The organism is Microbacterium sp. BWR-S6Y (assembly GCF_041379845.1).
GTDB classification, from domain to species: domain Bacteria; phylum Actinomycetota; class Actinomycetes; order Actinomycetales; family Microbacteriaceae; genus Microbacterium; species Microbacterium hydrothermale.
The window spans coordinates 26,624-52,347 of the sequence record NZ_JBFECV010000010.1 but is presented as its reverse complement, the minus strand read 5'-3'; the positions used below and the strand labels follow the sequence as shown (position 1 = coordinate 52,347).

22 protein-coding genes and 2 tRNA genes are annotated in these 25,724 nt (G+C 71.2%); 12 read left to right on the top strand and 12 right to left on the bottom strand.

Annotated features, from left to right (window positions below; genetic code table 11):
- The first annotated feature begins 118 nt into the window (after positions 1-118).
- Together AB1K56_RS17520 and AB1K56_RS17515 are read left to right on the top strand one after the other, a co-directional pair.
- Positions 119-1,915 carry a glycosyl transferase gene (locus AB1K56_RS17520; RefSeq protein WP_371206706.1) on the top strand — a complete coding sequence of 599 codons (1,797 nt, stop codon included), beginning with the start codon at positions 119-121 and terminating at the stop codon, positions 1,913-1,915.
- Positions 1,912-2,856, top strand: coding sequence for a tetratricopeptide repeat protein (locus AB1K56_RS17515; RefSeq protein ID WP_371206705.1), 945 nt, complete (start codon positions 1,912-1,914; stop codon positions 2,854-2,856). The genes AB1K56_RS17520 and AB1K56_RS17515 overlap by 4 nt, the downstream gene beginning before the upstream one ends.
- A 107-nt stretch (positions 2,857-2,963) precedes the next feature.
- Here the strand turns inward: AB1K56_RS17515 and glgB are convergent, their stop codons facing one another.
- From glgB to glgX, 3 genes are all read right to left on the bottom strand, one after another.
- A complete protein-coding gene (gene glgB, locus AB1K56_RS17510) occupies positions 2,964-5,102 on the bottom strand; it encodes a 1,4-alpha-glucan branching protein GlgB (protein ID WP_371206704.1) in 2,139 nt (712 codons plus the stop codon).
- Complete coding sequence (locus tag AB1K56_RS17505; protein WP_371206732.1) at positions 5,099-7,066, bottom strand: maltotransferase domain-containing protein; 1,968 nt, start codon at positions 7,064-7,066, stop codon at positions 5,099-5,101. Before AB1K56_RS17505 ends, glgB begins: the two co-directional genes overlap by 4 nt.
- Before the next feature lie 185 nt (positions 7,067-7,251).
- Positions 7,252-9,351, bottom strand: a complete 2,100-nt coding sequence (glgX, locus tag AB1K56_RS17500) for a glycogen debranching protein GlgX (protein WP_371206703.1) — start codon at positions 9,349-9,351, stop codon at positions 7,252-7,254.
- 46 nt (positions 9,352-9,397) lie between these two features.
- Here glgX and AB1K56_RS17495 point away from each other — a divergent pair, with 46 nt between their 5' ends.
- The 3 genes from AB1K56_RS17495 (at position 9,398) to ligA (ending at position 14,212) form a co-directional block, all read left to right on the top strand.
- Entirely contained in the window at positions 9,398-10,582 is a 1,185-nt protein-coding gene (locus AB1K56_RS17495) for a cysteine desulfurase family protein (protein ID WP_264630945.1), read from the top strand.
- Positions 10,583-10,591: 9 nt separating this feature from the next.
- On the top strand, positions 10,592-11,689 hold the full coding sequence (mnmA, locus tag AB1K56_RS17490; protein WP_371206702.1) for a tRNA 2-thiouridine(34) synthase MnmA: 1,098 nt from the start codon (positions 10,592-10,594) through the stop codon (positions 11,687-11,689).
- Between the two features lie 102 nt (positions 11,690-11,791).
- Positions 11,792-14,212 carry an NAD-dependent DNA ligase LigA gene (gene ligA / locus AB1K56_RS17485; RefSeq protein WP_371206701.1) on the top strand — a complete coding sequence of 807 codons (2,421 nt, stop codon included), beginning with the start codon at positions 11,792-11,794 and terminating at the stop codon, positions 14,210-14,212.
- A 55-nt stretch (positions 14,213-14,267) separates the two neighbouring features.
- Here the strand turns inward: ligA and AB1K56_RS17480 are convergent, their stop codons facing one another.
- Positions 14,268-14,765 (bottom strand): hypothetical protein, encoded by a 498-nt coding sequence (locus tag AB1K56_RS17480; RefSeq protein ID WP_371206700.1) that lies wholly within the window; start codon positions 14,763-14,765, stop codon positions 14,268-14,270.
- Between the two features lie 124 nt (positions 14,766-14,889).
- Positions 14,890-16,569 (bottom strand): long-chain-fatty-acid--CoA ligase, encoded by a 1,680-nt coding sequence (locus AB1K56_RS17475; protein ID WP_371206699.1) that lies wholly within the window; start codon positions 16,567-16,569, stop codon positions 14,890-14,892.
- Between the two features lie 83 nt (positions 16,570-16,652).
- Here AB1K56_RS17475 and gatC point away from each other — a divergent pair, with 83 nt between their 5' ends.
- From gatC to AB1K56_RS17445, 6 genes are all read left to right on the top strand, one after another.
- On the top strand, positions 16,653-16,952 hold the full coding sequence (gatC, locus tag AB1K56_RS17470) for an Asp-tRNA(Asn)/Glu-tRNA(Gln) amidotransferase subunit GatC (protein WP_056230955.1): 300 nt from the start codon (positions 16,653-16,655) through the stop codon (positions 16,950-16,952).
- Positions 16,949-18,469, top strand: coding sequence for an Asp-tRNA(Asn)/Glu-tRNA(Gln) amidotransferase subunit GatA (gatA, locus tag AB1K56_RS17465; protein WP_371206698.1), 1,521 nt, complete (start codon positions 16,949-16,951; stop codon positions 18,467-18,469). Before gatC ends, gatA begins: the two co-directional genes overlap by 4 nt.
- Positions 18,469-19,983, top strand: a complete 1,515-nt coding sequence (gene gatB / locus AB1K56_RS17460) for an Asp-tRNA(Asn)/Glu-tRNA(Gln) amidotransferase subunit GatB (RefSeq protein ID WP_371206697.1) — start codon at positions 18,469-18,471, stop codon at positions 19,981-19,983. The genes gatA and gatB overlap by 1 nt, the downstream gene beginning before the upstream one ends.
- Before the next feature lie 252 nt (positions 19,984-20,235).
- The gene (locus AB1K56_RS17455; RefSeq protein WP_371206696.1) at positions 20,236-21,492 is read left to right on the top strand and encodes a DNA polymerase IV; all 1,257 of its coding nucleotides are present in this window, start codon (positions 20,236-20,238) and stop codon (positions 21,490-21,492) included.
- Between the two features lie 64 nt (positions 21,493-21,556).
- Entirely contained in the window at positions 21,557-21,877 is a 321-nt protein-coding gene (locus tag AB1K56_RS17450) for a hypothetical protein (RefSeq protein ID WP_076675934.1), read from the top strand.
- The gene (locus tag AB1K56_RS17445) at positions 21,852-22,445 is read left to right on the top strand and encodes a hypothetical protein (protein ID WP_371206695.1); all 594 of its coding nucleotides are present in this window, start codon (positions 21,852-21,854) and stop codon (positions 22,443-22,445) included. Before AB1K56_RS17450 ends, AB1K56_RS17445 begins: the two co-directional genes overlap by 26 nt.
- 49 nt (positions 22,446-22,494) lie before the next feature.
- Here the strand turns inward: AB1K56_RS17445 and AB1K56_RS17440 are convergent, their stop codons facing one another.
- The 6 genes from AB1K56_RS17440 to AB1K56_RS17415 form a co-directional block, all read right to left on the bottom strand.
- Entirely contained in the window at positions 22,495-22,977 is a 483-nt protein-coding gene (locus AB1K56_RS17440; protein WP_371206694.1) for a DUF2017 family protein, read from the bottom strand.
- Positions 22,974-23,285, bottom strand: a complete 312-nt coding sequence (gene clpS, locus AB1K56_RS17435) for an ATP-dependent Clp protease adapter ClpS (RefSeq protein ID WP_371206693.1) — start codon at positions 23,283-23,285, stop codon at positions 22,974-22,976. Before clpS ends, AB1K56_RS17440 begins: the two co-directional genes overlap by 4 nt.
- Positions 23,285-23,632, bottom strand: a complete 348-nt coding sequence (locus tag AB1K56_RS17430; protein ID WP_136585848.1) for a metallopeptidase family protein — start codon at positions 23,630-23,632, stop codon at positions 23,285-23,287. Before AB1K56_RS17430 ends, clpS begins: the two co-directional genes overlap by 1 nt.
- Positions 23,633-23,800: 168 nt before the next feature.
- Positions 23,801-23,876 (bottom strand) — tRNA-His (locus AB1K56_RS17425).
- Between the two features lie 36 nt (positions 23,877-23,912).
- The gene (gene orn, locus AB1K56_RS17420; RefSeq protein ID WP_371206692.1) at positions 23,913-24,539 is read right to left on the bottom strand and encodes an oligoribonuclease; all 627 of its coding nucleotides are present in this window, start codon (positions 24,537-24,539) and stop codon (positions 23,913-23,915) included.
- Positions 24,540-24,574: 35 nt separating this feature from the next.
- Positions 24,575-24,650: transfer RNA gene (locus tag AB1K56_RS17415), tRNA-Arg, on the bottom strand.
- Between the two features lie 103 nt (positions 24,651-24,753).
- On the opposite strand from AB1K56_RS17415, the gene AB1K56_RS17410 reads away from it, so the two are divergent.
- Complete coding sequence (locus tag AB1K56_RS17410; RefSeq protein WP_136585484.1) at positions 24,754-24,963, top strand: methyltransferase; 210 nt, start codon at positions 24,754-24,756, stop codon at positions 24,961-24,963.
- 107 nt (positions 24,964-25,070) lie between these two features.
- Here the strand turns inward: AB1K56_RS17410 and AB1K56_RS17405 are convergent, their stop codons facing one another.
- On the bottom strand, positions 25,071-25,679 hold the full coding sequence (locus AB1K56_RS17405; protein WP_371206691.1) for a YitT family protein: 609 nt from the start codon (positions 25,677-25,679) through the stop codon (positions 25,071-25,073).
- Positions 25,680-25,724: the final 45 nt, after the last annotated feature.

Genomic DNA, 25,724 nt, shown 5'->3' with positions numbered 1-25,724 from the left:
CGCAGGCCGCCGCAGCGGCGAGCCACGAGCCTCGCCGCGAACTTTCAGCCGCCCTCGGATAGTCTGAAACGTCGATTCTTCGGTGGCGCCCGAGCTGCCGGTGGGGATGGTGTGAAGCGTGAGATTCGTCTGGGCCGTGGTGGCGTTCGTCATCGCCGCCGCCATGATCGGTGCCGGCATCGCCCAGCGCACGGTCTTCCAGGGGCCGTCCGAGACCACGAAGGCGGTGCAGACCGAGGGAGCCTCGGCCTACACCCTCATCGACGGCTCGGTGCTCACGAGCGTCCCGGGCGCGCAGACTCTGCGCGTCGAGGGCGACGGGGCCGTGTTCCTCTCCTACGGTCGCACCGCTGATCTCAAGGCGTGGCTCGCCGACGTGAACTACACCGCGGTGACCGTGAACGGCGAGGGCGAGGTCCAGACCGCCGACCAGGCGCCGACGGTGACCCCCGCGTCCGCCACCACCACGGGCGGACGCAGCCCGATCGACAACGACCTCTGGCTCGACGAGTTCGAGCAGACGGGTTCCCTGTCGACCACCCTGCAGCTCCCGAGCGACATGAGCGTCCTGGTCGCCTCCGACGGCACCGCGCCCGCCCCCGCGAACGTGAGCGTGACGTGGCCCATCGACGACTCCACGCCCTGGGCGGGCCCGCTGATCGTCGGCGGCGGGATCGCACTGCTCGCCGGCCTCGTGCTCTACCTCCTCGGCATCCGTCACGTGCGCCGTTCGCGCCGCCCGCGCCGCAAGGGCCTGCCGCTCCCCGTCACCGAGCCCATCTCGATCGCCGAATCGGATGCCGCGGCCAAGGGCGTGGTGAGCGAGAGCCCCTCGCGCCGATCCTCGGGTTCGCGCGGCCGCCGTGCCCTCGTCGCCGTCCCCGCGTTGGGCGTGTCGGTGGCGCTGCTCGCGGGATGCTCGGCGGACGCCTGGCCGCAGTTCGCGGCCTCGGAGACCCCGACGCCCACCCCGACCGTCGTCGTGCCGGAGGGGCAGTTCCCTCCCGCGGTCACCGAGGCGCAGGCCAAGCGCATCGTGACGCGCGTATCGAACACGGTCGCGGCCGCCGACGCCGCCCTCGACCAGAACGCCGCCGCCCAGCGTCTGTCGGGCCCCGCGCTGGCCGAGCGGGCGACCAACTACACGTTGCGCGCTGCCCTTCCCGATCGTCCCGCCCTCCCGGCGATCCCGTCGGAGCCGGTGCAGATCACGCTGCCGCAGACCACCGGCTCGTGGCCGCGCTCGCTCATGACGGTGGTGGAGTCGGCGGATGCCGCCACCCCGACCACGACGATCATGATGATGACGCAGGAGACGCCCTGGGACGACTACAAGGCGTCCTACGTGGGCAACCTGGAGGCGTCCACCAACCTGCCCGAACTGGCCGCCCCCTACGTCGGCGCGACGCAGGTGCCGCCGGACTCGTCGTTCCTCACCCTCGCCCCCGAGAAGGTGGCGGCCGCGTACGCCGACATCATCAACAACGGCGAGAACAGCACGTCTGCGCCCCTCTTCGACACCGCGAACGACCTGCTGCTGTCGGCGATCCAGGACAACAAGACCAAGCGCACCGACGAGCTCAACCAGACGGGTGCCGGCACCGCGGAGATAAGCTTCGCCGCCTCGGCGGGTCCCGCGACGCCGATCGCGCTCGCGACGCTCGACACCGGCGCGATCGTGGCGGTCAACGTCTACGAGAGCGACACCGCCAAGCCGACCAATGCCGACGCGGTCATCAAGCTCGACAACAACCCCGCGGTCAAGGCCCTCACCGGGGTCGACCAGTCCGCGACGGGCTTCACCACGACCTACTCCGACCAGGTCTTCTTCTACGTGCCCAGCCAGGGTTCCGACGACAAGATCCGCCTGCTCGGCTACCGTTCCAGTCTCCTTGAAGCGAAGGTGTCCCCGTGAGCACTCCCGCCCCCGGTTCCGTGATGCGCGGCGCCGTCGACCTCTCGTCGCTGCGCAACCGCCCGGCCGCCCCCGCGGCGCCCGCCGCTCCGCCCGTCGACGGCGCGGCGCCGGCCGGCGCCCTGCCGCTCGTCTTCGACGTCACGGACGCGACGTTCGGCGAGGTGCTCGAGCTCTCGCGCACGGTCCCCGTCGTGATCGACCTCTGGGCCGAATGGTGCGGCCCCTGCAAGCAGCTGAGCCCGGTGCTCGAGAAGGTCGTCACGGAGCTGGCGGGTCGCCTCGTGCTCGCCAAGGTCGACGTCGACGCCAACCCGCAGCTCGCTCAGGGCTTCCGCGCGCAGTCCATCCCGATGGTGCTCGCCCTCGTCGCCGGCCAGCCGGTGCCGTTGTTCACCGGCGCGGTGCCGGAGCAGCAGGTGCGCGACGTCTTCGCTCAACTCCTGCAGCTGGCCGCCCAGCACGGGGTGACGGGAACCGTCCCCGTCGAGGGTGGCGCCGCGAACGCGCCCGCGGAGGAACCCCCGCTTCCGCCGCTGCACGCCGAGGCATTCGCGGCGATCGAGGAGGGTGACTACGCCCGCGCCATCGCCGCGTACGAGAAGGCCCTCGCCGAGAACCCGCGGGATGCCGACGCGCGCGCCGGCCTCGGTCAGGTGCGCCTGCTCGACCGCGTGCAGGGCGTCGACCTCCAGGCGGCGCGGGCCGCGGCCGCGGCCGAGTCCACGGGCGTCGACGCGCAGTTCGTCGTCGCCGATCTCGACGTCGTGGGCGGTCACGTCGACGACGCGTTCGGTCGACTGCTCGACCTGTTCGCGGCGCTCCCGTCGGACGAGCGAGCCCCGGTGCGCGAGCGGCTTCTCGAGCTGTTCGGCATCGTGGGGGACGACGACGCCCGCGTGATCCGCGCGCGTGCGCGGTTGGCATCCCTCCTCTTCTGAGCCACGATGAACGGCCCCGCCCCTCGAGGGGAGCGGGGCCGTTCGCGTTCCGCCCGGCGAACGCACGAGGCCCGCCCCCGCAGGGACGGGCCTCGTGCGCTACCGGGTCAGGCGCCCGCGCGGTGGTGCAGCCAGAGCACGCCCAGCGGCGGGAGGGTGAGAGTGGCGCTGCCGCGTCCGTCGGTGGTCACGGCGCCGAGGTTGCCCTGACCGGAGCCGCCGAACGCCTCGGCGTCGCTGTTGAGCACCTCGGTCCACGTGCCGGACTCCGGCAGGTCGAGGGGGAAGTCGGTGAGCGGAACGCCCGAGAAGTTGCACACGACGGCGACGGTGTTGCCGTGGTGGTCGCGGCGGGCGAACGCGAGCACGTTCGGGTTCCATGCCGGCGCCCCCAGGCGCGAGAACGCGGCGCCGTCGTGGTCCCGCGACCAAAGCGCCGCCTGCTCCTTGTATACACGGTTCAACTCGCCAACGAAGTCGTGCAGCTGTCGGTGCGAGGGCTGGTCGAGCATCCACCAGTCGATCGAACGCGACTCCGACCACTCCGACATCTGGCCGAACTCCTGGCCCATGAACAGCAGCTGCTTGCCCGGGTGCCCCCACATGTAGGCCAGGAACGCGCGCATGTTCGCGAGCTTCTGCCAGTGGTCGCCGGGCATGCGGCCGAAGAGGCTGCCCTTGCCGTGGACGACCTCGTCGTGGCTGATCGGGAGGATGAAGTTCTCGCTGAACGCGTACACGAACGAGAACGACAGCTCGCCCTCGTGATGCGAGCGGTACATCGGATCGCGCCCGATGTACTGGAGCGAGTCGTTCATCCAGCCCATGTTCCACTTGAACCCGAAGCCGAGACCGGCGTGGCTCGTCGGGGCGGTCACACCCGGGAAGCTCGTGGACTCCTCGGCGATCAGGGCGATGCCCGGGTAGCGCTTGTACGAGGTCGCGTTGACCTCCTGCAGGAAGCGGATCGCCTCGAGGTTCTCCCGGCCGCCGAACTGGTTGGGGGCCCACTCCCCGTCGTTGCGGGAGTAGTCGAGATAGAGCATGGATGCCACGGCATCCACGCGCAGGCCGTCGACGTGGAACTCCTCGAACCAGTACAGCGCGTTCGCGACGAGGAAGTTGCGCACCTCGTTGCGGCCGTAGTCGAAGATGAGCGTTCCCCAGTCCTTGTGCTCGCCGCGGCGGGGATCGGGGTGCTCGTAAAGCGCCTCGCCGTCGAAGCGGGCGAGGGCGAAGTCGTCCTTGGGGAAGTGCCCCGGGACCCAGTCCATGATCACGCCGATGCCGGCCTGGTGCAGGCGGTCGATCAGGTAGCGCAGGTCGTCGGGGGAGCCGAAGCGGCTCGTGGGGGCGTAGTAGCCCGACACCTGGTATCCCCACGATCCGCCGAAGGGGTGCTCCGCGAGCGGGAGGAACTCGACGTGCGTGAAGCCCTGCGCACCGACGTAATCGATGATCTCGTCGGCGGCGTCGCGGTACGACAGGCCCTGCTTCCACGAGCCGAGGTGCAGCTCGTAGATCGACATGGGCCGGTCGATCGGCGCGGTGCGGGAGCGCTCGTCGATCCACGCGTCGTCGGCCCAGGCGTAGGCGGAGTCGGTCACGACCGACGCGGTGGCCGGGGGCACTTCGGCCAGGCGCGCCATCGGATCGGCCTTCTCGATCCACTGTCCGCCCCGGGTGAGGATCTCGAACTTGTAGCGGGTGCCGAGGCCGATGCCGGGGATGAAGAGCTCCCAGACTCCGCTGCCGCCCATCGAGCGCATCGAACTGCCGGTGCCGTCCCAGCCGTTGAAGTCGCCGATCACGCGCAGCGCGCGGGCATCGGGCGCCCAGACCGTGAACGCGGTGCCGCTCGAACCGTCGAGCTCGCGCACGTGCGCACCGAGAACGCGCCACAGCTCCTCGTGACGCCCCTCGGAGATGAGGTGGAGGTCGAGTTCGCCGATCGACGGGGCGTGCCGGTAGCCGTCGTCGGAGGCGTGCTCCGATCCGTCGTAGGACGCCCGCACGACGTAGGCGCCCGGGTGGGTGGCCACGGGGGCCTCCCAGATCCCGCCGCGCACGTGCTCGAGATCGACGGAGGTTCCGTCGGCGAGTTCGGCGACGACCGTCGAGGCGAGGGGCCGCCGCGAGCGGATGACCCAGCCGTCGGCCGTCTCGTGCACGCCGAGCACGCTGTGCGGGTCGTGGTGGGCGCCGTGCGCGACGGCGTCGAGGATCTCGGGGGAGAGGGAGGTCATCGGGTCTCCTTGACGTGCAGGATGTGCACGGGCTCGCTGAAGGCGTCGAGGCGGACGAAGTTGTGATCGGCCCAGGTCCAGACCTGGCCGGTCACGAGGTCTTCGACGTCGTACGACGCGCCGGGCTCGACGCCGAACACGGTCGTGTCGAGGTGGACGGTGGTCTCGCGGGCCGAGTGGGGGTCGACGTTGGCGACCACGATCACCGTGTCGGCGACGCCCGTGGGGCTGAGGGCGGCGTCGAGGTGCTTCGAGTAGACGAGGATCGCGTCGTCGTCGCTCCAGTGCACCCGCAGGTTGCGCAGCTGTCGCAGCGCGGGGTGGTCGCGCCGTGCGGCGTTAAGCATGTGCAGGTAGGGGGCGAGCGAGTCGCCAGCGGCCTCGGCGCCCGCCCAGTCGCGGAACTTGTACTCGTACTTCTCGTTGTCGATGTTCTCTTCCGAACCCGGCCGGGCCACGTTCTCGAACAGCTCGTACCCGGCGTAGACCCCGTAGGTGGGGGCCGCGGTCGCGGCGATCGCGGCGCGGATCTTGTAGGCCGGTCGACCGCCGAACTGCAGGTACTCGGTGAGGATGTCGGGGGTGTTGACGAAGAGGTTGGGGCGCAGGAAGTCGTCGGTCTCGTGCGCAAGGCCGCCCAGGAACTCCTCGAGCTCCTCCTTGGTGTTGCGCCACGTGAAGTACGTGTAGCTCTGCTGGAAGCCGGCCATCGCCAGCCCCTGCAGCGGTGCGGGGCGGGTGAACGCCTCGGCGAGGAAGACGGCGTCGGGCTCCTCCGCGCTGACGGTGGCGATGAGCCACTCCCAGAACTGCAGGGGCTTCGTGTGCGGGTTGTCGACGCGGAAGATGGTGACGCCCTGCGCGATCCAGTGGCGCACGATGCGCAGCACCTCGGCGCGGATGCCCTCGGGGTCGTTGTCGAAGTTGACCGGGTAGATGTCCTGGTACTTCTTCGGCGGGTTCTCGGCGAAGGCGATCGATCCGTCGGGGAGGGTCGTGAACCACTCGGGGTGCTCGGCGACCCAGGGGTGGTCGGGCGAGGCCTGCAGAGCCAGGTCGAGGGCGACCTCGATGCCCGCCGCGCGAGCGGCGTCGACGAAGGCGCGGAAGTCGTCGAGCGTGCCCAGATCGGGGTGCACCGTGTCGTGCCCGCCCGCGGCGGCACCGATCGCCCACGGCGAGCCGGGGTCTCCAGGCTGCGTGACGAGGGTGTTGTTGGGGCCCTTGCGGTTGGTCACGCCGATCGGGTGGATCGGCGGCAGGTAGAGAACATCGAAGCCCATGTCGGCGACACCGGGGAGGCGGTCGACGGCGGTGCGGAACGTGCCGCTGATCACCGAACCGTCGTCGCCGCGGGTCGCGCCCTCGGACCGCGGGAAGAACTCGTACCAGGCGCCGACGCCGGCGCGCTCGCGTTCGACGAGCAGTTCGGCGTCTTTGCCGACCGAGACCAGACCCATCATCGGCCGCGCCTCGAAGAGGGCGGCGATGGCCGGGTCGCGCACGATCTGCAGCGCGGTGTCGTCGTGCACCCCGGGGTCGCGCAAGGCGCGAGCCGCGTCGTACAGCACGTCTTTGTCGCTGCCGGGGCGCTTCTTCTCGCCGCGCGCGCGGTCGAAGAGCTGAGCGCCCATCTCGCGCATGAGGGCCGTGTCGACGCCCGCCGCGATCTTGACCTCGGCCGCGTGCTCCCAGGTCGCGAAATCGTCGGCGAAGGACTCGAAGCGGAAGCGCCACACGCCCTGCTCGAGCGGGGCGACGAGGGTCGACCACCGGTCGAACCCGTCGTTCAGGGGGCTGAGACGGTGCAACGACTCGTCGCCCGAGGGGGAGAACAGGCGCACCTGCACGCCGATGCGGTCGTGGCCCTCGCGGAAAGCGGTGACGGTGAAGGGCACGGCCTCGCCGAGGTAGGCGGAGGGGCGGAACCGTCCGCCCGGCACGCTCGGATGCGGCAGCGCCATCGGGATGCGCGGGGTGACCACGCTGCGTGAGGTGGGCGTCGGCTTGACCGGACGCACGGGAATCGAGGCGGCGCTGCGCCAGGGCAGCTCGGGCGAAGGAGTCGTCGTGGTGGCCACGGTCCGAACCTACCGCGGGCCGCCGACGTCGCCGTCACCTTTCGCGCGGCCTTGACAGGGCGCGCCGGCTACTCGACGCGGAACAGGAGCATCGAGGCACCCGCGACGGGCACGGCGTCGCCGGGGGCGTGGCGCACCGCGTCGGTGGTCGGGCTCTCGTCGGCGCTCGACCACAGCTGCACGTACGACCCCGCGCCCTCGTCGTCGAGGGGCGGAAGGACGATGTCGACGTCGGTCTCGGTGCCGTGCACCACCAGCAGCACGCGGTTCGGCTCCTCGTCCTCGGGCGTCGAGGTCGCGAGGTACTGCAGCGTGCGGTGGGCCGGATCGTTCCACCGCTCGCTCGACATGGTCTCCCCGTGCTCGTCGAACCATTCCATGACGGATGCCGAGGGGATACGCTCCCCGAGACGGGCGAAGCGCTTGGGGCGGAGGGCCGGATTCTCGCGACGCACGGCGAGGAGCCGCTGCGTGTGGGCGAACAGGTCCTCCTGCCAGGGAGCGAGATCCCACGACAACCAGGTGAGCGCGGAGTCGTGGCAGTACGCGTTGTTGTTGCCGCGCTGAGTGCGGCCCATCTCGTCGCCGGCGGTGAGCATCGGCACCCCGGCCGACAGCAGCAGCGTCCCCAGCAGGTTGCGCATGGCCTTTCGCCGCGTGGCGAGCACGCGCTCGTCGTCGGTGCGCCCCTCGGCCCCGTGGTTGAACGAGCGGTTCGTGTCGGCGCCGTCGCGGTTCTGCTCGCCGTTGCCGAGGTTGTGCTTGACGTCGTACGACACGAGGTCGCGCAGGGTGAAGCCGTCGTGCGCCGTGACGAAGTTGACGCTCGCGAGCGGCCCCCGCTCCTCGCTGAAGGTGTTCGACGATCCCGCCAGGCGCGTCGCGAAGCCCCCGACGCCCACCGGGGCCGTGTCGGCGCGACGGGCGTAGTCGATGTCGCTGAGCCAGAAGTTGCGCACCCGGTCGCGGTACCGGTCGTTCCACTCCAGCCAGCCCGGGCCGAAGTTGCCGGTCTGCCACCCGCCCATTCCGACGTCCCACGGTTCGGCGATGAGCTTGGTCCCCGCCAGTCGCTCGTCGTCGCGGATGGCCGCGAGCAGAGGGTGGTCGGGCGTGAAGGAGTGGTGACGGTCGCGGCCGAGCGTCACGGCGAGGTCGAAGCGGAACCCGTCGATCTGCACCTCCTCCGCCCAGTAGCGGAGGGAATCCAGGACGAGCCGGCCCGCGGCATCCGTCGAGGTGTTCACCGCGTTGCCGCAGCCGGTCTCGTCGATGTAGACGCCCTCGGCCGTCTGACGGTAGTAGGCGCTGTTGTCGATGCCGCGCAGGCTCGTGCGCGGGCCGCCGATGCCCTCTTCGGCGGTGTGGTTGTAGACGACGTCGAGCAGCACCTCGAGCCCCGCCTCGTGCAGGAGCTTGACCATGCCCTTGAACTCCCGCAGCACCGCGTCGGGTCCCTCGGCGCGACTGGCCGCCGTCGCGTAGGGCGCGTGCGGGGTGAAGAAGTTCAGGGAGTTGTACCCCCAGTAGTTCGTCAGCCCCAGCTGCAGCAGCCGCGGCTCGGTCGCGAAGGCGTGCACGGGGAGCAGCTCGACGCTCGTGACCCCGAGCGAGAGCAGGTGCTCGATCATCGCCGGATGTGCGAGGCCCGCGTAGGTGCCGTGCAGGGCGGGCGGGATGTGCGGATGCCGCTTGGTGAGGCCCTTCACGTGACCCTCGTAGATGACCGTGCGGTCCATCGGCACCCGGGGTTTGGTCGAGGATCCCCAGTCGAACGCGCCGTCGACGACGACCGAGCGCCAGTCGCCGAAACTGCCCGAGACCAGGCCCCGCGAGTACGGCTCGATGAGCAGGGACTGCGGGTTGAAGGTGTGTCCCGGTCCGTGCGGTCCGCCGACGCGGATCGCATAGCGCGCGCCCGGGCGCAGCAGCGGCGTGGTCGCCTCGAAGACGCCGCCGCCGACCGGGGTCATCGTGATGGTCTCGGTGGCCCAGTCGAGGTCGACCTCGTCGAAGACGAGCACCTGCATCGCGTCGGCGGACCCCGACCACACGCGCAGCGTGCCGCCGTCGGGTCCGAGGCGGACGCCGAGGTCGTCGAGCGCGGGGCTGAGCAGCCCCGGCAGGTCGGGAACGCGTGCGGGCAGGGCAGTCTCGGGTCGGACCATGCGTCTTAGGGTAGTGAAGGCGAGTGCCGATACCGGGAGGGCGAGGATGCGGGTCTACCTCGATCACGCAGCGACGACGCCTCTTCGCGCAGAGGCGCGGGAGGCCTGGGTCGCCGCCCACGAGGTGCTCGGCAACCCCTCGTCGATCCACGGGGCGGGGCAGGACGCCCGTCGTCTGCTCGAGGACGCCCGCGACGTCCTCGCCGACGTCCTGGGCTGTCAGAGCATCGAGGTGGTGCTGACCTCGGGCGGCACCGAGGCGGCGAACCTCGCCCTGAAGGGGCTCTGGTGGTCGCGCGCCGCGGGGTCCGACGCCGTGGTCCTCCCCGACGGCGAGCACCACGCCACGCTCGACGTCGTCGGCTGGCTCGCCGCCGCCCAGGGCGCGGCCGTGCGCCGCGTGGGCCTCGACCCCCTCGGGCGCATCGAACCCTCCGCATTCGCCGACGCCCTCCCGGGTGCGGCGCTCGCGACGGCGCTGGTGGCCAACAACGAGGTCGGGACGATCCAGGATGCCGCCGCCCTGGCCGCCGCGGCATCCGCTGCCGGCGTTCCCCTCCATCTCGACGCGGTGTCGGCGCTCGGGCAGATCCCCGTCGACTTCGCCGCGTGGCGCGGGTCGGGCGCGCAGCCCGGAGGACTGGCGGCACTGTCGGTCTCGGCGCACAAGGTCGGCGGGCCGGTCGGCGTGGGGGCGGCCGTCGTCTCCCGGCACGCGGCCCTGACCCCGCTCGTGCACGGCGGAGGCCAGCAGCGCGGGCTCCGCGCGGGGACGCAGGACGTCGCCGGTGCCGCCGCCTTCGCCGCCGCCGCGCGCGCGGCCGAGGCGGAGCGCGCGCACGAGAGCGTGCGCCTCGCCGCCTTGCGCGATCGCCTCGTCCGCGGCATCCGCTCGGCCATCCCCGACGCACGACTCCTCGGCGATCCCGAGGAGCGCCTGCCGGGCAACGCGCACGTGCTGTTCCCGGATGCCGCGGGCGAGACGCTGCTGTTCCTGCTCGACATGGCGGGGGTGGCCGTCTCGACCGGCTCGGCGTGCCAGGCGGGCGTCGCCGAGCCCTCGCACGTGGTGCTCGCGCTCGGACTCGACGACCGCGCCGCGCGGTCGGTGCTGCGGTTCACCCTGGGTCGCACCTCGACCGACGCCGACGTCGACGCGGTCCTCGCCCGCCTGCCCGAGGCCCACGCGCGGGCGGTGGCATCCGGCGCCCGCTCAGCGGGGCGTTCGTAGACTGGGACGATGCGAGTTCTGGCGGCGATGAGCGGGGGAGTGGACTCCGCGGTGGCGGCGGCCCGCGCCGTGGAGGCCGGCCACGACGTCGTCGGCGTGCACCTGGCGCTGTCGCGCGCGGGAGGGACTCTGCGCGCCGGCAGTCGCGGCTGCTGCACGATCGAGGACGCGATGGACGCGCGTCGCGCGGCCGACAAGCTCGGCATGCCGTTCTACGTGTGGGACTTCTCGGAGCGCTTCCGCGACGACGTGATCGACGATTTCGTGGCCGAGTACCGCGCGGGACGCACGCCCAACCCGTGCATGCGATGCAACGAGAAGATCAAGTTCGCCGCCCTCCTGGAGCGCGCGATCGAGCTCGGCTTCGACGCGGTCTGCACCGGGCACTACGCCACCCTCGTCGACACCCCCGAGGGGCGCGAGCTGCACCGCGCCTCCGACAACGCGAAGGACCAGTCGTACGTGCTCGGCGTCCTCACCTCCGAGCAGCTGGCTCACACGTACTTCCCCCTGGGGTCGACGCCGTCGAAGGCGCTCGTGCGGGCCGAGGCCGAGGAGCGGGGCCTGACCGTCGCGCACAAGCCCGACAGTCACGACATCTGCTTCATCCCCGACGGCGACACGCGCGGATGGCTCGCCGACAAGGTGGGTGCGCAGCGCGGGGAGATCCTCGACCGCACCGGTGCCGTCGTGGGGACGCACGAGGGCGCGCACGCGTTCACCGTGGGCCAGCGTCGCGGCCTGCAGCTGGGCGTGCCCGCCGCCGACGGCAAGCCGCGGTTCGTGCTCGAGGTGCGGCCGGTGAACAACACCGTCGTGGTCGGCCCCAAAGAGGCCCTCGCCTGCAGCGAGATCGCCGGGGAGCGCTTCACGTGGGCGGGGCGCGCGCCCGCCACGGCGTCGTTCGCGTGCGACGTGCAGATCCGCGCCCACGCCGAGCCCGTGCCGGCGTCCGCCGCGATCGAGGACGGTGTGCTGACGGTGCGTCCCGAGACGCCCTTCGACGGCGTCGCGCCGGGGCAGACCGCCGTGCTCTACGACGGGACGCGCGTGATCGGCCAGTTCACGATCGACCGCACGGTGTCGGCGGTTCCGGTCGAGGTCTGAGCCCGTTGCGCGCGCCACACGACCTCATCCGTGCCGCGAGCCCCGCGACGGAGAGCCGGCAAGGCCCGCGGCGATGTCGGACCCCCTCCCTAAGCTGGACCCGTGACCGAGCACGACCAGCTTCCCGATCTGACCCTCGACGAGGCGCGCGCCGAAGCGGCCGAGCTGACGCAGCGCATCGTCGACGCGCGCGACGCCTACTACGGGCGCGACGCCGAGCTCGTCGACGACGCCACCTACGACGGCTGGATGCACCGCCTCGAGGCGATCGAGCGGTCGTACCCCGAGCTGCAGGGGCAGGACAGCCCCACGCAGTCCGTCGGCGCCGCCGAGGCGACCGAACTCGTCACGATCGAGCACGCCGAGCGGATGCTGAGCCTCGACAACGTCTTCTCACCCGACGAGCTGCGCGACTGGGCCGTGAAGACGCAGGCCGCGGCCGGGCGGGCCGTGCAGTGGCTGAGCGAGCTGAAGATCGACGGCCTCGCGATCAACCTGCGCTACGAGAACGGCGTGCTCACCTCCGCGGCGACCCGCGGGGACGGCCGCGTCGGCGAGATCGTGACCGACAACGCCCTGCGGGTGTCCGGCATCCCGCGCGAACTGTCCGGCGATGGCCACCCGGCCCTCGTCGAGGTGCGCGGCGAGGTGTTCATCCCCGTCGCGGCGTTCGAGAACCTCAACCGTCTGCAGGGCGAGTACCGCGAGCGGGCCGTCGCCGAGTCGCGCGAGCGCGCCGCGGGCCGCCGCGGCGGGAGGGCCTTCGACGAAGAGAAGGCCGAGCAGGCCGCTGCGCGCCGCTTTCCCGCGTTCGCCAATCCGCGCAACGCCGCCAGCGGCGGGCTCCGCCAGCAGATCGAGAAGAAGAGCGGGTTCGAACTCGAGGCGGGTCTCGAGCGCATCGCCTCGCTCGCGCTCTACGTGCACGGTATCGGCGCGTGGCCCGACCCGCCGGTCGCGGCGCAGAGCGAGATCTACGACCTGCTGAAGTCGTGGGGTCTTCCGACCTCGCCCTACAGCCGCGTCGAGTCGACCATCGACGGGGTGCTCGACTTCGTCGCCCATCACGGCGAGCACCGACACGACGTCGAACACGAGATCGACGGCGTCGTCGTCAAGGTCGACGAACTGGCGCTCCACGACGAGCTCGGCGCCACCAGTCGCGCGCCGCGCTGGGCCATCGCCTACAAGTACCCGCCCGAGCAGGTCAACACGAAGCTGCTCGACATCGTCGTGTCGGTGGGGCGCACCGGGCGGGCGACGCCCTTCGCGGTGATGGAGCCCGCCAAGGTCGCCGGCAGCGTCGTGCGACAGGCGACCCTCCACAATCAGGACGTCGTCAAGGTCAAGGGCGTTCTCATCGGCGACACCGTCGTGCTGCGCAAAGCCGGCGACGTCATCCCCGAGGTGCTCGGCCCGGTCGTGGAGCTGCGCGACGGCACCGAGCGGGCGTTCGTCATGCCCGCCGACTGCCCCGAGTGCGGAACGCCGCTGCGCCCCGCGAAAGAGGGAGACATCGACCTCCGGTGCCCGAACGCGCGCTCGTGCCCCGCGCAGGTGCGCGGACGCGTCGAGCACATCGGCTCGCGCGGCGCCCTCGACGTCGAGGCCCTGGGCGAGGTCACCGCCGCCGCCCTGACCCAGCCTGAGGTGCCCGAGCGGCCGCCGCTCGACACCGAGGCCGGTCTGTTCGACCTCACCATCGACGAGCTGGTGCCCATCGAGGTCGTCGTCCGCGACTCCGAGACCGGCGAGCGGAAGGTCGACCCCGACACGGGCGAGCTCGTGCGCCGCGCCCCGTTTCAGAAGCTCGGCCCCGCGACCTACCCGCCGGGTACCGAAGACCTCGACCCGGCGGAGCGCCGGCGACGCGGCATCCGCAAGGACTTCCGCGAGGTGCGCCCCTCGGAGCAGGCGACGAAGCTCGTGGCCGAGCTCGAGAAGGCCAAGACCAAAGACCTGTGGCGCCTGCTCGTCTCCCTGAACATCCGCCACGTGGGCCCGGTCGCGGCCCGCGCTCTCGCGCAGTGGTTCGGGTCGCTGGATGCCATCCGCGCGGCGTCACGCGAAGAGCTCGCGGCCGTCGAGGGCGTGGGCGGCATCATCGCGGATGCGGTGATCGACTGGTTCGAGGTCGACTGGCACCGCGAGATCGTCGAGCGCTGGCAGGCCGCGGGAGTACGCTTCGCGATCCCCGGACACCCCGGACCCGGTGCCGCCGCGGCGGCCGGGGGAGTGCTCGCGGGGCTCACCGTCGTCGCCACGGGTTCACTCGAGGGCTACACGCGCGAAGGGGCCCAGGAGGCCATCCTCGCCGCCGGGGGGAAGGCCGCCTCCAGCGTGTCGAAGAAGACGGACTTCGTCGCCGCGGGTCCCGGTGCCGGTTCGAAGCTCGCGAAGGCCGAGGAGCTGGGGCTGCGCATCCTCGACGCTGCGCAGTTCCGCATCCTCGTCGAGCAGGGTCCCGCCGCTCTCGACGGCGGAGCGGCGGACGAGGCTTCCGACGCCGCTCCCGACGAGTGACGCGAAGAGGGCGGAGCCGCAGCCCCACCCTCTTCGCGTCCGGTGCCGTGTCAGATCAGCCGGCGCAGACCGTCCCGGCCTGCGTGAAGCTCTCCTGCAGTGCCGTGACCTGCTCGCTCAGCCCGCTCGCGGTGCTCGGATCGGCGATGACGCCCTCGAGGAAGGTCACGTACTGGTTGAGCGTCGCGCTCGCGTTCTGCGCGGCCGGGGCGATGTCGGCGTTGGTGATCTGCGAGAAGTCGCCCTGCACCTTCGTCGCGATCTCCTTGAACCGGTCGACGGCCGCCTGAGGATCGGAGGTGTTGATCTCACCGCTGGCCTCGGTGACGTCGTTGAACGACGTGATGATAATCTGGCACGCGTCCTGCTTCGACTGGTCACCGTCTGCGGCGGCCGAGGCGGCGGGCGCGGGACTCGACGAGACGGGGCTCGGAGCGGTGGATTCCGCGGTCGTCGGCGCGGCATCCGAAGAGGCCCCTCCGGAACATCCGGCCAGCAGCAGAGCGGCGGCGGCGAGAGCGCCGAAGGCGGCCGAGGCGCGCGTGATGGTCATGTGATTCCCCCCAAAGGTCACGGTCGGGCCGGGAATCGGCCCGTCGCCTCACCGTAGCGAGTCGTGGACCGACCGCCCGGATCGTCCTCGCCCCTTGCGCGGAGCGGGTCGCGCGGTGCAGGGGTCAGTCCGCGAGGAGCGTGTCGCGCACCTGGCGTCGCAGGACCTTGCCGATCAGCGAGCGGGGCAGGTCGTCGACGACGACGATGCGACGGGGAACCTTGTAGGGCGTCAGGATGCCGCGTGCGAACGCCCGCACCGCTTCGACGTCGAGCTCGCCGGGCACGGTGGGCACGACCGCCGCGACGACCTCTTCGCCGGAGTGCTCGCTGGGCAGACCGACCACCGCGACGTCGGCGACGCCGGGGTGCTGGCGGAGCACGTTCTCGACCTCGGTCGGTGCGACGTTGAAGCCGCCCGTGATGATGAGCTCCTTGATGCGGTCGACGATTCGGACGAAGCCGCCCTCGTCGATCGTCACGATGTCGCCGGTGCGGAACCAGCCGTCGACGAACACCGACTCGGTCTCCTCCGGCTTGCCGTAGTACCCCGAAAACACCTGGGGCCCGCGCACCAGCAGCTCCCCGCGTTCGACATCGGTGCGCGGATCGTCGGGGTCGACGACCCGGCACTCGGTGCCGGGGAGGGGCAGACCGACGGTTCCGGCCACGCGGTTGTCGGCGACGGGATTGGCCATGAGCACGGGGGAGCACTCGCTGAGGCCGTACCCCTCGACCAGGTATCCGCCGGTGGCCTTCTCGAACGGGACGACGAGGTCGTGCGGCAACGCCATGGCACCAGAGATCGCGACGTCGGTCCCCGCGAGCGAGACCCCCTTCGCCTCGGCCGCGGCCAGGAGACGTTCGGCGATGGGCGGGACCAGGGGGAGGAAGGTCGCGGGATGCTTCTTCGTCACCGCCAGCACGAGGTCGGCGTCGAACTTCGGGAAGAGCACCAGCCGCGCGCCCATCGACATCGCGAAGGTCAGGCACAGCGTCAGCCCGTAGGCGTGGAACATCGGCAGTACGGCGTACACGACGCACCCCTCGCCCCGCATGATCTGGGGAACCCACGCCCGCGCCTGGGCGGCGTTCGCGAGCAGGTTCGCGTGGGTGAGCATCGCCCCCTTCGGGGTGCCCGTCGTGCCGCTGGTGTACTGGATGATCGCGAGGTCGGAGGCGACGGGGCGCGGATGCGACGCGGGCAGCGGATCGTGCCGTACGACGTCGTCCCAGTCGGTGGCTCCCCGCGTCGCGGCGTGCAGGGCGGCGCGGGAGGCGCGCGCCTTCGCGACAGGCAGACGCAGCGCGAGACGCGTCGTCCAGGGCATCGCGCGCGTGACATCCACCGAGATCAGGGTGTCCACGCGCAGGTCCGCGGGGAACTCCTGCACCGTCGCGACGACCTTGCTCCACACGATCGCGTGCTTCGCCCCGTGGTCCTCGAACTGTTTGCGCAGCTCTCGCGGCGTGTAGAGCGGGTTGTGCTCGACGACCACGGCCCCGAGGCGCAGCACGGCGTAGAACGCGACGATGTGCTGGGGGCAGTTGGGCAGCACGAGCGCAACCGGGTCGCCGGCGCGCACCCCGTGCGCGGCCAGCGCCGCGGCGGCGCGTGCGATCTGCGCCGACATCTCGGCATACGTCGTCTCGCGCCCGAAGAACTGCAGCGCGGGAGCATCCGGGTAATCGCGGGTGGAGGCGTCGACGATATCGAGAAGCGACCCCGTCTGCTGCTCCAGATCGATGGGCACCCCCGCCGCGTAGCTCGAGGTCCAGGGTCGCGGCGGATCGAAGCTCGTCACCCGGCCAGCCTAGGGCGGCACCGCGGTCGGGGCCAGGCGGCACGCGACGGGCGGGCGACCGCGCGCGAACTAGACTCGGGGGGGTGTCTGAAATCACTCCTGATCTCGTGCGCCATCTCGGTGTGCTCGCCCGGATCCAGTTGAGCGACGAGGAGGTCCAGAGCCTCACCGGCCAACTGGATGCCATCGTCGACAACATCGCGAAGGTGTCCGAGGTGGCGACCCCCGAGGTCGTCGCGACGAGCCACCCGATCCCGCTCGAGAACGTCTTCCGCCCCGACGTCGTGCAGCAGCAGCTCACGCGCGAGCAGGTGCTCCAGAACGCTCCCGACCAGGCTGACGGCCGTTTCCGTGTGACCGCGATCCTGGGAGAAGAGCAGTGACCGACCTCACCCGTCTGACCGCCGCCGACCTTGCATCCGCGCTGTCGAGCAAAGAGGTGTCGAGCGTCGAGGCCACGCAGGCGCACCTCGACCGCATCGCCGCCGTCGACGGCGACGTGCACGCGTTCCTGCACGTGAGCGACCACGCCCTCGAGGTGGCCGCCGACATCGACCGCCGTCGCGCGGCGGGCGAGCAGCTTCACGAGCTCGCGGGCGTCCCGCTCGCCGTCAAGGACGTGCTCGTGACCACCGACATGCCCTCCACGAGCGGATCGAAGATCCTCGAGGGGTACATGTCGCCCTACGACGCGACCGTCGTCGCGCGCTCGCGCGCCGCCGGTCTGGTGCCCCTCGGCAAGACGAACATGGACGAGTTCGCGATGGGCTCCTCCACCGAGTTCTCGGCCTACGGTCCCACCCGCAACCCCTGGGATCTCGACCGCATCCCCGGCGGCTCCGGCGGCGGGTCGGCTGCGGCCGTCGCCGCGTTCGAGGCCCCCCTGGCCCTCGGCTCCGACACGGGAGGCTCGATCCGCCAGCCGGCGCACGTCACCGGCACGGTGGGCGTCAAGCCCACCTACGGCGGGGTCAGCCGGTACGGCGCGATCGCCCTGGCATCCAGCCTCGACCAGGTCGGGCCCGTCACGCGCACCGTGCTCGATGCGGGGCTTCTGCACGACGTCATCGGCGGGCACGACGCGAACGACTCGACCTCGCTCTCCGACGCGTGGCCGTCGTTCGCCGCCGCCGCCCGCGAGGGCGCGACCGGAGAGGTGTTGAAGGGCCTCAAGGTCGGCGTCATCCGCGAACTCGACGACCGCGGCTTCCAGAAGGGCGTCTCGGACTCGTTCCGCGCCTCGCTCGCCGCCATGGAGGCGCAGGGCGCCGAGATCGTCGAGATCAGCGCTCCGCACTTCGAGTACGGCGTCGCCGCTTACTACCTGATCCTCCCCGCCGAGGCGTCGAGCAACCTCGCGAAGTTCGACTCGGTGCGCTTCGGCCTCCGCGTGACGCCCCAGGGCACCCCGACGGTCGAGAACGTGATGGCCACCACGCGCGACGCCGGCTTCGGCCCCGAGGTCAAGCGCCGTATCATCCTCGGCACCTACGCGCTGTCGGCGGGCTACTACGACGCCTACTACGGCAGCGCCCAGAAGGTGCGCACGCTCATCCAGCAGGACTTCAACGCGGCCTTCGCGCGGGTCGACGTGATCGCGACGCCGTCGGCGCCGACCACGGCCTTCCGCCTGGGCGAGAAGCTCGACGATCCGCTCCAGATGTACCTCAACGACGTGACCACGATCCCCGCGAACCTCGCCGGCGTCCCCGGCATCTCGGTGCCGAGCGGCCTGGCGGAGGAGGACGGCCTGCCCGTCGGCATCCAGTTCCTCGCCCCCGCCCGCGAGGATGCGCGTCTGTACCGCGTCGGTGCGGCGCTCGAAGCGCTGCTGCTCGACCAGTGGGGCGGACCGCTGCTCGACAAAGCCCCTTCCCTCACGAACGGAGCGTCCCTCTGATGGCCAAAGACGCACTGATGGACTTCGACGAGGCGCTCGAGATGTTCGAGCCCGTCCTCGGTTTCGAGGTGCACGTGGAGCTCAACACCGCGACCAAGATGTTCTCGGCCGCCCCCAACCCGGCCAACGAGGCGAACCACGGCGCCGAGCCCAACACGCTCGTCGCCCCGGTCGACATGGGCCTTCCCGGTGCGCTGCCGGTGGTGAACGCCGAGGCGATCCGCTCGTCGATCAGCCTGGGCCTCGCCCTCGGGTGCTCGATCGCGCCGTCGAGCCGATTCGCGCGGAAGAACTACTTCTACCCCGACCTCGGCAAGAACTATCAGATCTCGCAGTACGACGAGCCGATCGCCTTCGAGGGCTCGGTCGAGGTCGAGCTCGAAGACGGCACGATCGTCACCGTGCCGATCGAGCGCGCCCACATGGAGGAGGATGCCGGAAAGCTCACCCACATGGGAGGGTCGACCGGCCGCATCCAGGGCGCCGAGTACTCGCTCGTCGACTACAACCGCGCGGGCGTGCCGCTCGTCGAGATCGTCACGAAGCCGATCTTCGGCGCGGAGCACTCGGCTCCTGCGCTGGCGAAGGCGTACGTCGCGACGATCCGCGACATCGTCCGCGGTCTCGGCATCTCGGAGGCCAAGCTCGAGCGCGGGAACCTCCGCTGCGACGCGAACGTCTCGCTGCGCCCCCGCGGCCAGGAGAAGCTCGGCACCCGCACCGAGACGAAGAACGTCAACTCGATGCGTTCGGTCGAGCGGGCGGTGCGGTACGAGATCCAGCGCCAGGCGGCGATCCTCGCCAAGGGCGGGACGATCACGCAGGAAACGCGCCACTGGCACGAGGACACCGGGCGCACCTCTCCCGGTCGCCCCAAGTCGGATGCCGACGACTACCGCTACTTCCCCGAGCCCGACCTGCTGCCGGTCGTCCCCGCGCCCGCGCTGATCGAAGAGTTGCGCGCCGCCCTGCCCGAGCCGCCCGCCGCGCGTCGGCGCCGGCTCAAGGCCGAGTGGGGCTTCACCGACCTCGAGTTCCAGGACGTCGCCAACGGCGCACTGCTCGACGCGGTCGCCGACACGATCGCCGCCGGTGCCGCTCCGGCCGCCGCCCGCAAGTGGTGGACCGGCGAGATCACGCGCGTCGCCAACGCGCAGGAGCGCGACGCCGCCGACCTGGTGTCGCCCGAGAACGTCGCCGCCCTGCAGAAGCTGGTGGATGCCGGGACCCTGACCGACAAGCTCGCCCGTCAGGTGCTCGAGGGCGTCATCGCCGGCGAGGGCACCCCGCAGGAGGTCGTCGACGCCCGCGGGCTCGCCGTCGTCTCCGACGACGGGGCCCTCATCGCCGCGATCGACGACGCCCTGGCCGCCCAGCCCGACGTGCTCGCGAAGATCCGCGACGGCAAGGTGCAGGCCGCCGGTGCGGTCATCGGCGCGGTCATGAAGGCGATGAAGGGCCAGGCCGACGCCGCGCGCGTGCGCGAGCTCGTGCTGGAGCGCGCCGCCCAGTAAGACACCGGATGCCACGACTTCGACCGCTCCGAGAGCGCGGGGTCGTGGCATCCGTGCGTTCGCGGACGTGCCGTCGGGCCGTGCGCAGGGTCGGTGGTCTGCGCGGGTCGGTGATCTGCACAGGGTCAGTGATCTGCACGATCTCCGCGGGATTCGCGGGTTCCGGGCTGAGGTCGTGCGAATCGCGGAGGGTGTGCGCGGGGCGGCGCACGGGCGGGACCGATGTCGGTGGTCCGGGGGAGAATGGATGCCATGGGACGCGGCGATGGAACGGGACGCATCGTCTCGCGCCCCGACGCCGACGACACGGGCACGGGCATCCTGCACGTCGACATGGACGCGTTCTTCGCCTCGGTCGCCGTGCTCGACGATCCCTCGCTCGCGGGCAAGCCCCTCATCATCGGCGGCTCGGAGGGGCGCGGCGTGGTCTCGAGCGCGTCGTACGAGGCGCGCCGGTACGGCGTGAAATCGGCGATGCCGGTCGCGATCGCCCTCCGGCTGTGTCCCACGGCGATCGTGGTCAACCCGCCCTACCACCGCTACACCGAGATGTCGCGCCAGGTGATGGCGATCTTCCACGACGTCACTCCGCTGGTCGAGCCCCTCTCGATCGACGAGGCCTTCCTCGACGTCCGCGGGGCGCGGCGCCTGTGGGGCAGCCCGGGCACGATCGCGCGCGACCTGCGCGCGCGGGTGAAGGCCGAGACGGGGCTGACCTGCAGCATCGGCGTCGCCGCCACGAAGCACGTCGCCAAGATGGCCTCCACGATCTCCAAGCCCGACGGTCTGCTCGTCGTCGCGGCGGCCGACACCGAGGCGTTCCTGCGGCCGCGGTCCGTGCGCGCCCTGTGGGGAGTGGGGCCGAAGGCGGCGGAGGCGCTCGAGAGCCGCGGCATCCGCCTCATCTCCGACATCCTCGATACCCCCCGCCACGCCCTCGATCAGGTGCTGGGGGCCGCGATGGGCGAGCGCATCTGGCATCTGTCGCGGGGGATCGACGCGCGAGCGGTGCACACCGGTCGGGCCGAGAAGAGCGTCGGACACGAAGAGACGTTCCACACCGACATCTCCGACACCCGGACGCTGCACGTCGAGCTGCGGCGCCTCGCCGACCGTGTCGGCGCGCGCCTGCGCACGCAGCAGCACGAGGCCGCCACCATCTCGATCAAAGTGCGCTTCTCCGACTTCACCACGCTCAGTCGCTCCCGAACGCTGCCCGAGCCGACGTCGGTCGGACAGCGCATCGGCGACGCGGCGATCGAGCTGTTCGACTCGATCGATCGGCGTCAGGCCGTGCGGCTCGTCGGAGTTCGCGGAGAGAAGCTGAAGCCCGCCGCGATGGCCGCGACCCTGTGGGACGACGACGCGGAATGGCGCCGCGTGGAGGGCGCTCTCGACGGCGCGGCCGCCCGCTTCGGCCGCGGCGCGGTCACGCGCGGGTCGCTGCTGGGCCCCTCCCGCGGCGGGGGAGCGCTGCCCACCAATCCCCGTCCGTCGTACGACCACTGACACGCTCGTCCGCCGCGCGCAACGCCCGTGCGGCGCGGCCGCGCGGGCGGCTACGGTGGGGGACATGCCCAACATCGCATTGGAACTCGGCAAGCAGGCCACCAGCTTCGGCGTCACCTCCGCCTACGGCGAGCAGCAGGACGTCGACGGCGTGCGCATCGTCCCCGTCGCGCTCACCTGGGCCGGCTACGGCGGCGGCTCGGACGAGCAGGGCAACGGGGGCGGCGGCGGCGGTGGATACACGCTCCCGCTGGGCGCCTACATCCGTCGCGGCGACGACCTGCGCTTCGACCCGAACCTCGTGTCGCTGCTGGCCGTCGGCATCCCGTTCGTGTGGGTCGCCGGTCGCGCGCTCAGCCGTGTCATCCGCGCCCTCAAGAAGTAATCCCGACCCGATCGACGACGCTCTGACGGCGGCCGTGGCCGCGGTCACGGCGCGCATCGTCGCGGTCGGTGCCGCGAACCCCGCCGTCGTCGTCGACGGTCGCAGCGGAGCCGGCAAGAGTTCGCTCGCGCGGCGCCTCGTCTCGGCGTGGCCGGGGCGAGGGCGCGTGCAGCTCGTCGCGCTCGACGACGTGTATCCCGGGTGGGACGGGCTCGCGGCGGGCGTGGAATACGCCCGAGAGACGATCCTCCTCCCGCACGCGCGCGGACTCCTCGGGGTCTGGGAGCGCTGGGACTGGGACGCCGGGGCGCGCGCCGAGGCCTACGCGGTCGATCCGTCGCTGCCGCTCGTCGTCGAGGGGGCGGGGATTCTCACCCCCGACGTCGCACGACTGGCCGACGTGTCGGTGTGGGTGGAGTCCCCCTCCAGCTCGCGACGGGATCGCGCACTGGCTCGCGACGGCGACACCTATCGCCCGCACTGGCAGCGCTGGGCGCGGCAGGAAGACGTCCACATCGACCGGCACAGCCCCGCGGAACGCGCCGACCTGCGCGTGCGCGTGCCCTGAGGTCGCGGACCGCGGTCGACGCCCGTCCGGGCGACTCCGGTACGGTGGCTCAGGGGCGATCGAGCGCGGCCATGAGGCCGTCGAGACGATAGCCGATCCAGTCGTAGACGCCGAAGCGCGGGTCGTCCGGCCGGTGGTCGTCGTCGGTCTGGATGCCGAGGCGCGTCGCGAGCACGAGGCGCACAGCCGACAGCGTCCGCATCCACGCCAGGGCCTCGTTCTCGCCGAGCGCGACGGCGATCGTGGCATCCGGATCTCCCTCCGGCGTCAGCTCCCCGCCGTCTGCTCCGAGCGTCTGCAGCACCGTCGCGGCATCCTGGGAACGACGCTCGATGAGGTCGCCCCCGGTGAGGCGGCGGAACTCGCGGCTCGCCGCCTGATCGTCGGGATAGGCGTCGGGCATGAGCCGGGACACGGCGGGATCGTCGCCGGTTCGCGAGTCCGCGAGGAGATCGCGGAACTGACCGACGATCCCCGCGAGATGGAGGGCTTCGAGACCGCTGATCTCGAGCACGACGATCCGCTCGCTCACGAGGGGTCCTTCCTGACGGTGGCCCACAGCCCGAAATCGTGCATGGCCTGCGTGTGGGCTTCCATGACCTCGCGCGGGCCGCGCGCCACGACCGCGTGCCCGTCGTGGTGCACCGCGAGCATGAGGCGGTGCGCGGTCGGCGCGTCGAAGCCGAAGTAGGTGCGGAACACGTGCGTGACGTAGCTCATGAGGTTGACCGGGTCGTTCCACACCACGGTCTGCCACGACGACGGCGGCCGCGCGGAGAGATCGTGCTGCTGATCGACGTCGGCGTCGATGTCGAGGTCGGGGGTGGCCAAGCCGGCCATCACGCCCACCCCAGCTCGTGGAGACGGTCGTCGTCGATGCCGTAGAAGTGGGCGATCTCGTGCACGAGCGTCGTGTGGATCTCGTCGCGGAGCTCGTCCTCGTCGGCGCAGGCGGCCAGGTGCGATTCGCGGTAGACGATGATGCGATCGGGCAGCTCGCCCACCCCGTACCGATCGCGCTCGGTGAGCGCCCATCCGTCGTACAGGCCCAGCAGATCGAGCGATCCGTCGTCGGGACGGTCCTCCACGACGAACACGACGTTGTCGAGACCCTCGACCATGTCGTCGGGAAGGCGGTCGAGTTCGTCGACGACGAGCTGCTCGAAGGCGTCGGCGTCCATGACCATCGCCGGACGCGACGTGATGTCGTCGTTCACGTGGCCTCCCGGGGGCGAAGCGAGGGACGGATGCCGGATCCGCGCGGTCGAAAGCCGCCCTGAGATTCTACGGCCGTGGCGGAGGCGGCATCCGGAAACACAGAAGCCCGGCTCGATTCCGGCCGGGCTTCTGTGGACTGGGGTGGCTAACGGGACTTGAACCCGCGACCCCCGCGACCACAACGCGGTGCTCTACCAACTGAGCTATAGCCACCATGTGTCTTCGGAAGAAGACAACTGAAAGATTATGTCACACGTCGAGACCGAACGACGACACGGCCGACGCCGACACGGCCTTGGCCTCGTCGCTCGTGGGACCCGGCTGCGGCACGAACACGGCGGCGCGGTAGTACGCGAGCTCGCGGATCGACTCCCGGATGTCGGCGAGAGCGCGGTGGCCACCGTTCTTCGCGGGGGCCTGGAAGTAGGCGCGGGGATACCAGCGGCGGGACAGCTCCTTGATGCTCGACACGTCGACGTTGCGGTAGTGCAGCCAGCGGTCGACGCGCGGCATGTACTTCGCGAGGAACATACGGTCGGTGCCGATGGTGTTGCCGGCGAGCGGCGCCTTGCCCTCGACCGGGGCGAAGCGCTGGATGTACTCGAGCGTCTGGAACTCGGCATCCGCGAGGGACACGCCGTGGGGGATCTCGTCGAGGAGGCCGGAGGACCGATGCATCTCGGTGACGAACTCTCCCATGTTGGCCAGAGCGGAGTCGTCGGGCTTGATGACGATCTGGAAGCCGGGGTCGAGCACGTTCAGCTCGAAATCGGTGACGACGACGGCGATCTCGACGAGTTCGTCGACCGCGAGGTCGAGCCCGGTCATCTCGCAGTCGATCCAGACGAGCCGGTCGTTCTCGGAGGCGTTTACCATCCCCACATCCTACTGAGGGGGTATGACACCGGGTCTGGTCCCCCAGACACGATTCGAACGTGTGACCGGCGGATTAGAAGGCCGCTGCTCTATCCACTGAGCTACTGGGGGTCTCGATCCAGGATATCGGTCGCGCCCGCGCGCCCGCACCAGCCCCTGGCGCCGCGGCGGGGACGGGCGTAGCCTCCCGGCGAACGAGAGCAAAGGAGCACTCATGTCAGACACCGCGACACGACGCCTCTGGGTGGCGTACGGCCCCGTGGGGGTCGTCGGCAAGATCCAGAAGGATGCCGAGGGCTACAGCGTGCATATGGCGGGCAAGGACGAGCGGCTCGGGGTCTATCCCTCGATGGAGATCGCGAAGAACGCCCTGCACGCCCATCTGAAGCCGGGCAGCGACCGTCCGGAGTTCCGGGAGCACTGATCCCCGCGAGCCGACGCCCCGTCCGCGAGACGAACACGCGGGCGGGGCGTCGGCGTGTCCGGCCCGCTCCCGTGCCCGGGGAGGGGAGCGGTGGCCCCGGCTCGGCGTCAGACGCGTGCCACGCGGCGAGACCGCGGTGCGGGTCGAGGGGTCGCGAGCAGGGGCATCGCGACGTGCACGAGCGGTCCGATGCCCAGCGCGAACACCACGGTGCCGATGCCCACCGTGCCGCCGAGCAGCCACCCGAGGACGAGCACCGACCCCTCGACGCCCAGTCGCGACGCCCAGATGGGCCACCCGAAGCGGCCGTGCAGGCCGGTCATCAGCCCGTCGCGGGGGCCGGGTCCGAAGTTCGCACCGATGTAGAGACCGGATGCCACGGCCACGAGCACGACGCCGACGACGAGCATCAGGGCCTGCGCCCAGAGGACGTCGGGGTGCGGCAGCACGCCCAGCGCGAGTTGGAGGCTCGTGCCCACCAGCAGGATGTTGGCGATCGTGCCGACGCCGGGCTTCTGACGCAGGGGGATCCACAGCAGGAGCACGCCGAGGCCGATGATGTTCGTCACCCAGCCGATCCCCACGCCCGTCACTCGCGAGACGCCCTGCGCGAAGACCGTCCACGGGTCGACGCCGAGGCCGGCTGCGACGGTGACGGCGCAGCCGATGCCGTAGAGGGCGAGTCCGATCAGGAGGCGGGTGAAGCGCGAGAACATGCCGCGATCCAATCATGAGATTGGATACACCAGTAGATGCCAATT

Bases quoted from the DNA above. Each gene is read 5' to 3' on its own strand.
- glgB (WP_371206704.1), bottom strand. From the start codon at position 5,102: ATGACCTCCCTCTCCCCCGAGATCCTCGACGCCGTCGCGCACGGCGCC.
- AB1K56_RS17505 (WP_371206732.1), bottom strand. From the start codon at position 7,066: ATGGCGCTGCCGCATCCGAGCGTGCCGGGCGGACGGTTCCGCCCCTCC.
- glgX (WP_371206703.1), bottom strand. From the start codon at position 9,351: ATGGTCCGACCCGAGACTGCCCTGCCCGCACGCGTTCCCGACCTGCCG.
- AB1K56_RS17495 (WP_264630945.1), top strand. From the start codon at position 9,398: ATGCGGGTCTACCTCGATCACGCAGCGACGACGCCTCTTCGCGCAGAG.
- mnmA (WP_371206702.1), top strand. From the start codon at position 10,592: ATGCGAGTTCTGGCGGCGATGAGCGGGGGAGTGGACTCCGCGGTGGCG.
- AB1K56_RS17480 (WP_371206700.1), bottom strand. From the start codon at position 14,765: ATGACCATCACGCGCGCCTCGGCCGCCTTCGGCGCTCTCGCCGCCGCC.
- gatB (WP_371206697.1), top strand. From the start codon at position 18,469: ATGGCCAAAGACGCACTGATGGACTTCGACGAGGCGCTCGAGATGTTC.
- AB1K56_RS17455 (WP_371206696.1), top strand. From the start codon at position 20,236: ATGGGACGCGGCGATGGAACGGGACGCATCGTCTCGCGCCCCGACGCC.
- AB1K56_RS17450 (WP_076675934.1), top strand. From the start codon at position 21,557: ATGCCCAACATCGCATTGGAACTCGGCAAGCAGGCCACCAGCTTCGGC.
- clpS (WP_371206693.1), bottom strand. From the start codon at position 23,285: ATGGCCGGCTTGGCCACCCCCGACCTCGACATCGACGCCGACGTCGAT.
- AB1K56_RS17430 (WP_136585848.1), bottom strand. From the start codon at position 23,632: ATGGTCATGGACGCCGACGCCTTCGAGCAGCTCGTCGTCGACGAACTC.
- orn (WP_371206692.1), bottom strand. From the start codon at position 24,539: ATGGTAAACGCCTCCGAGAACGACCGGCTCGTCTGGATCGACTGCGAG.
- AB1K56_RS17410 (WP_136585484.1), top strand. From the start codon at position 24,754: ATGTCAGACACCGCGACACGACGCCTCTGGGTGGCGTACGGCCCCGTG.
- AB1K56_RS17405 (WP_371206691.1), bottom strand. From the start codon at position 25,679: ATGTTCTCGCGCTTCACCCGCCTCCTGATCGGACTCGCCCTCTACGGC.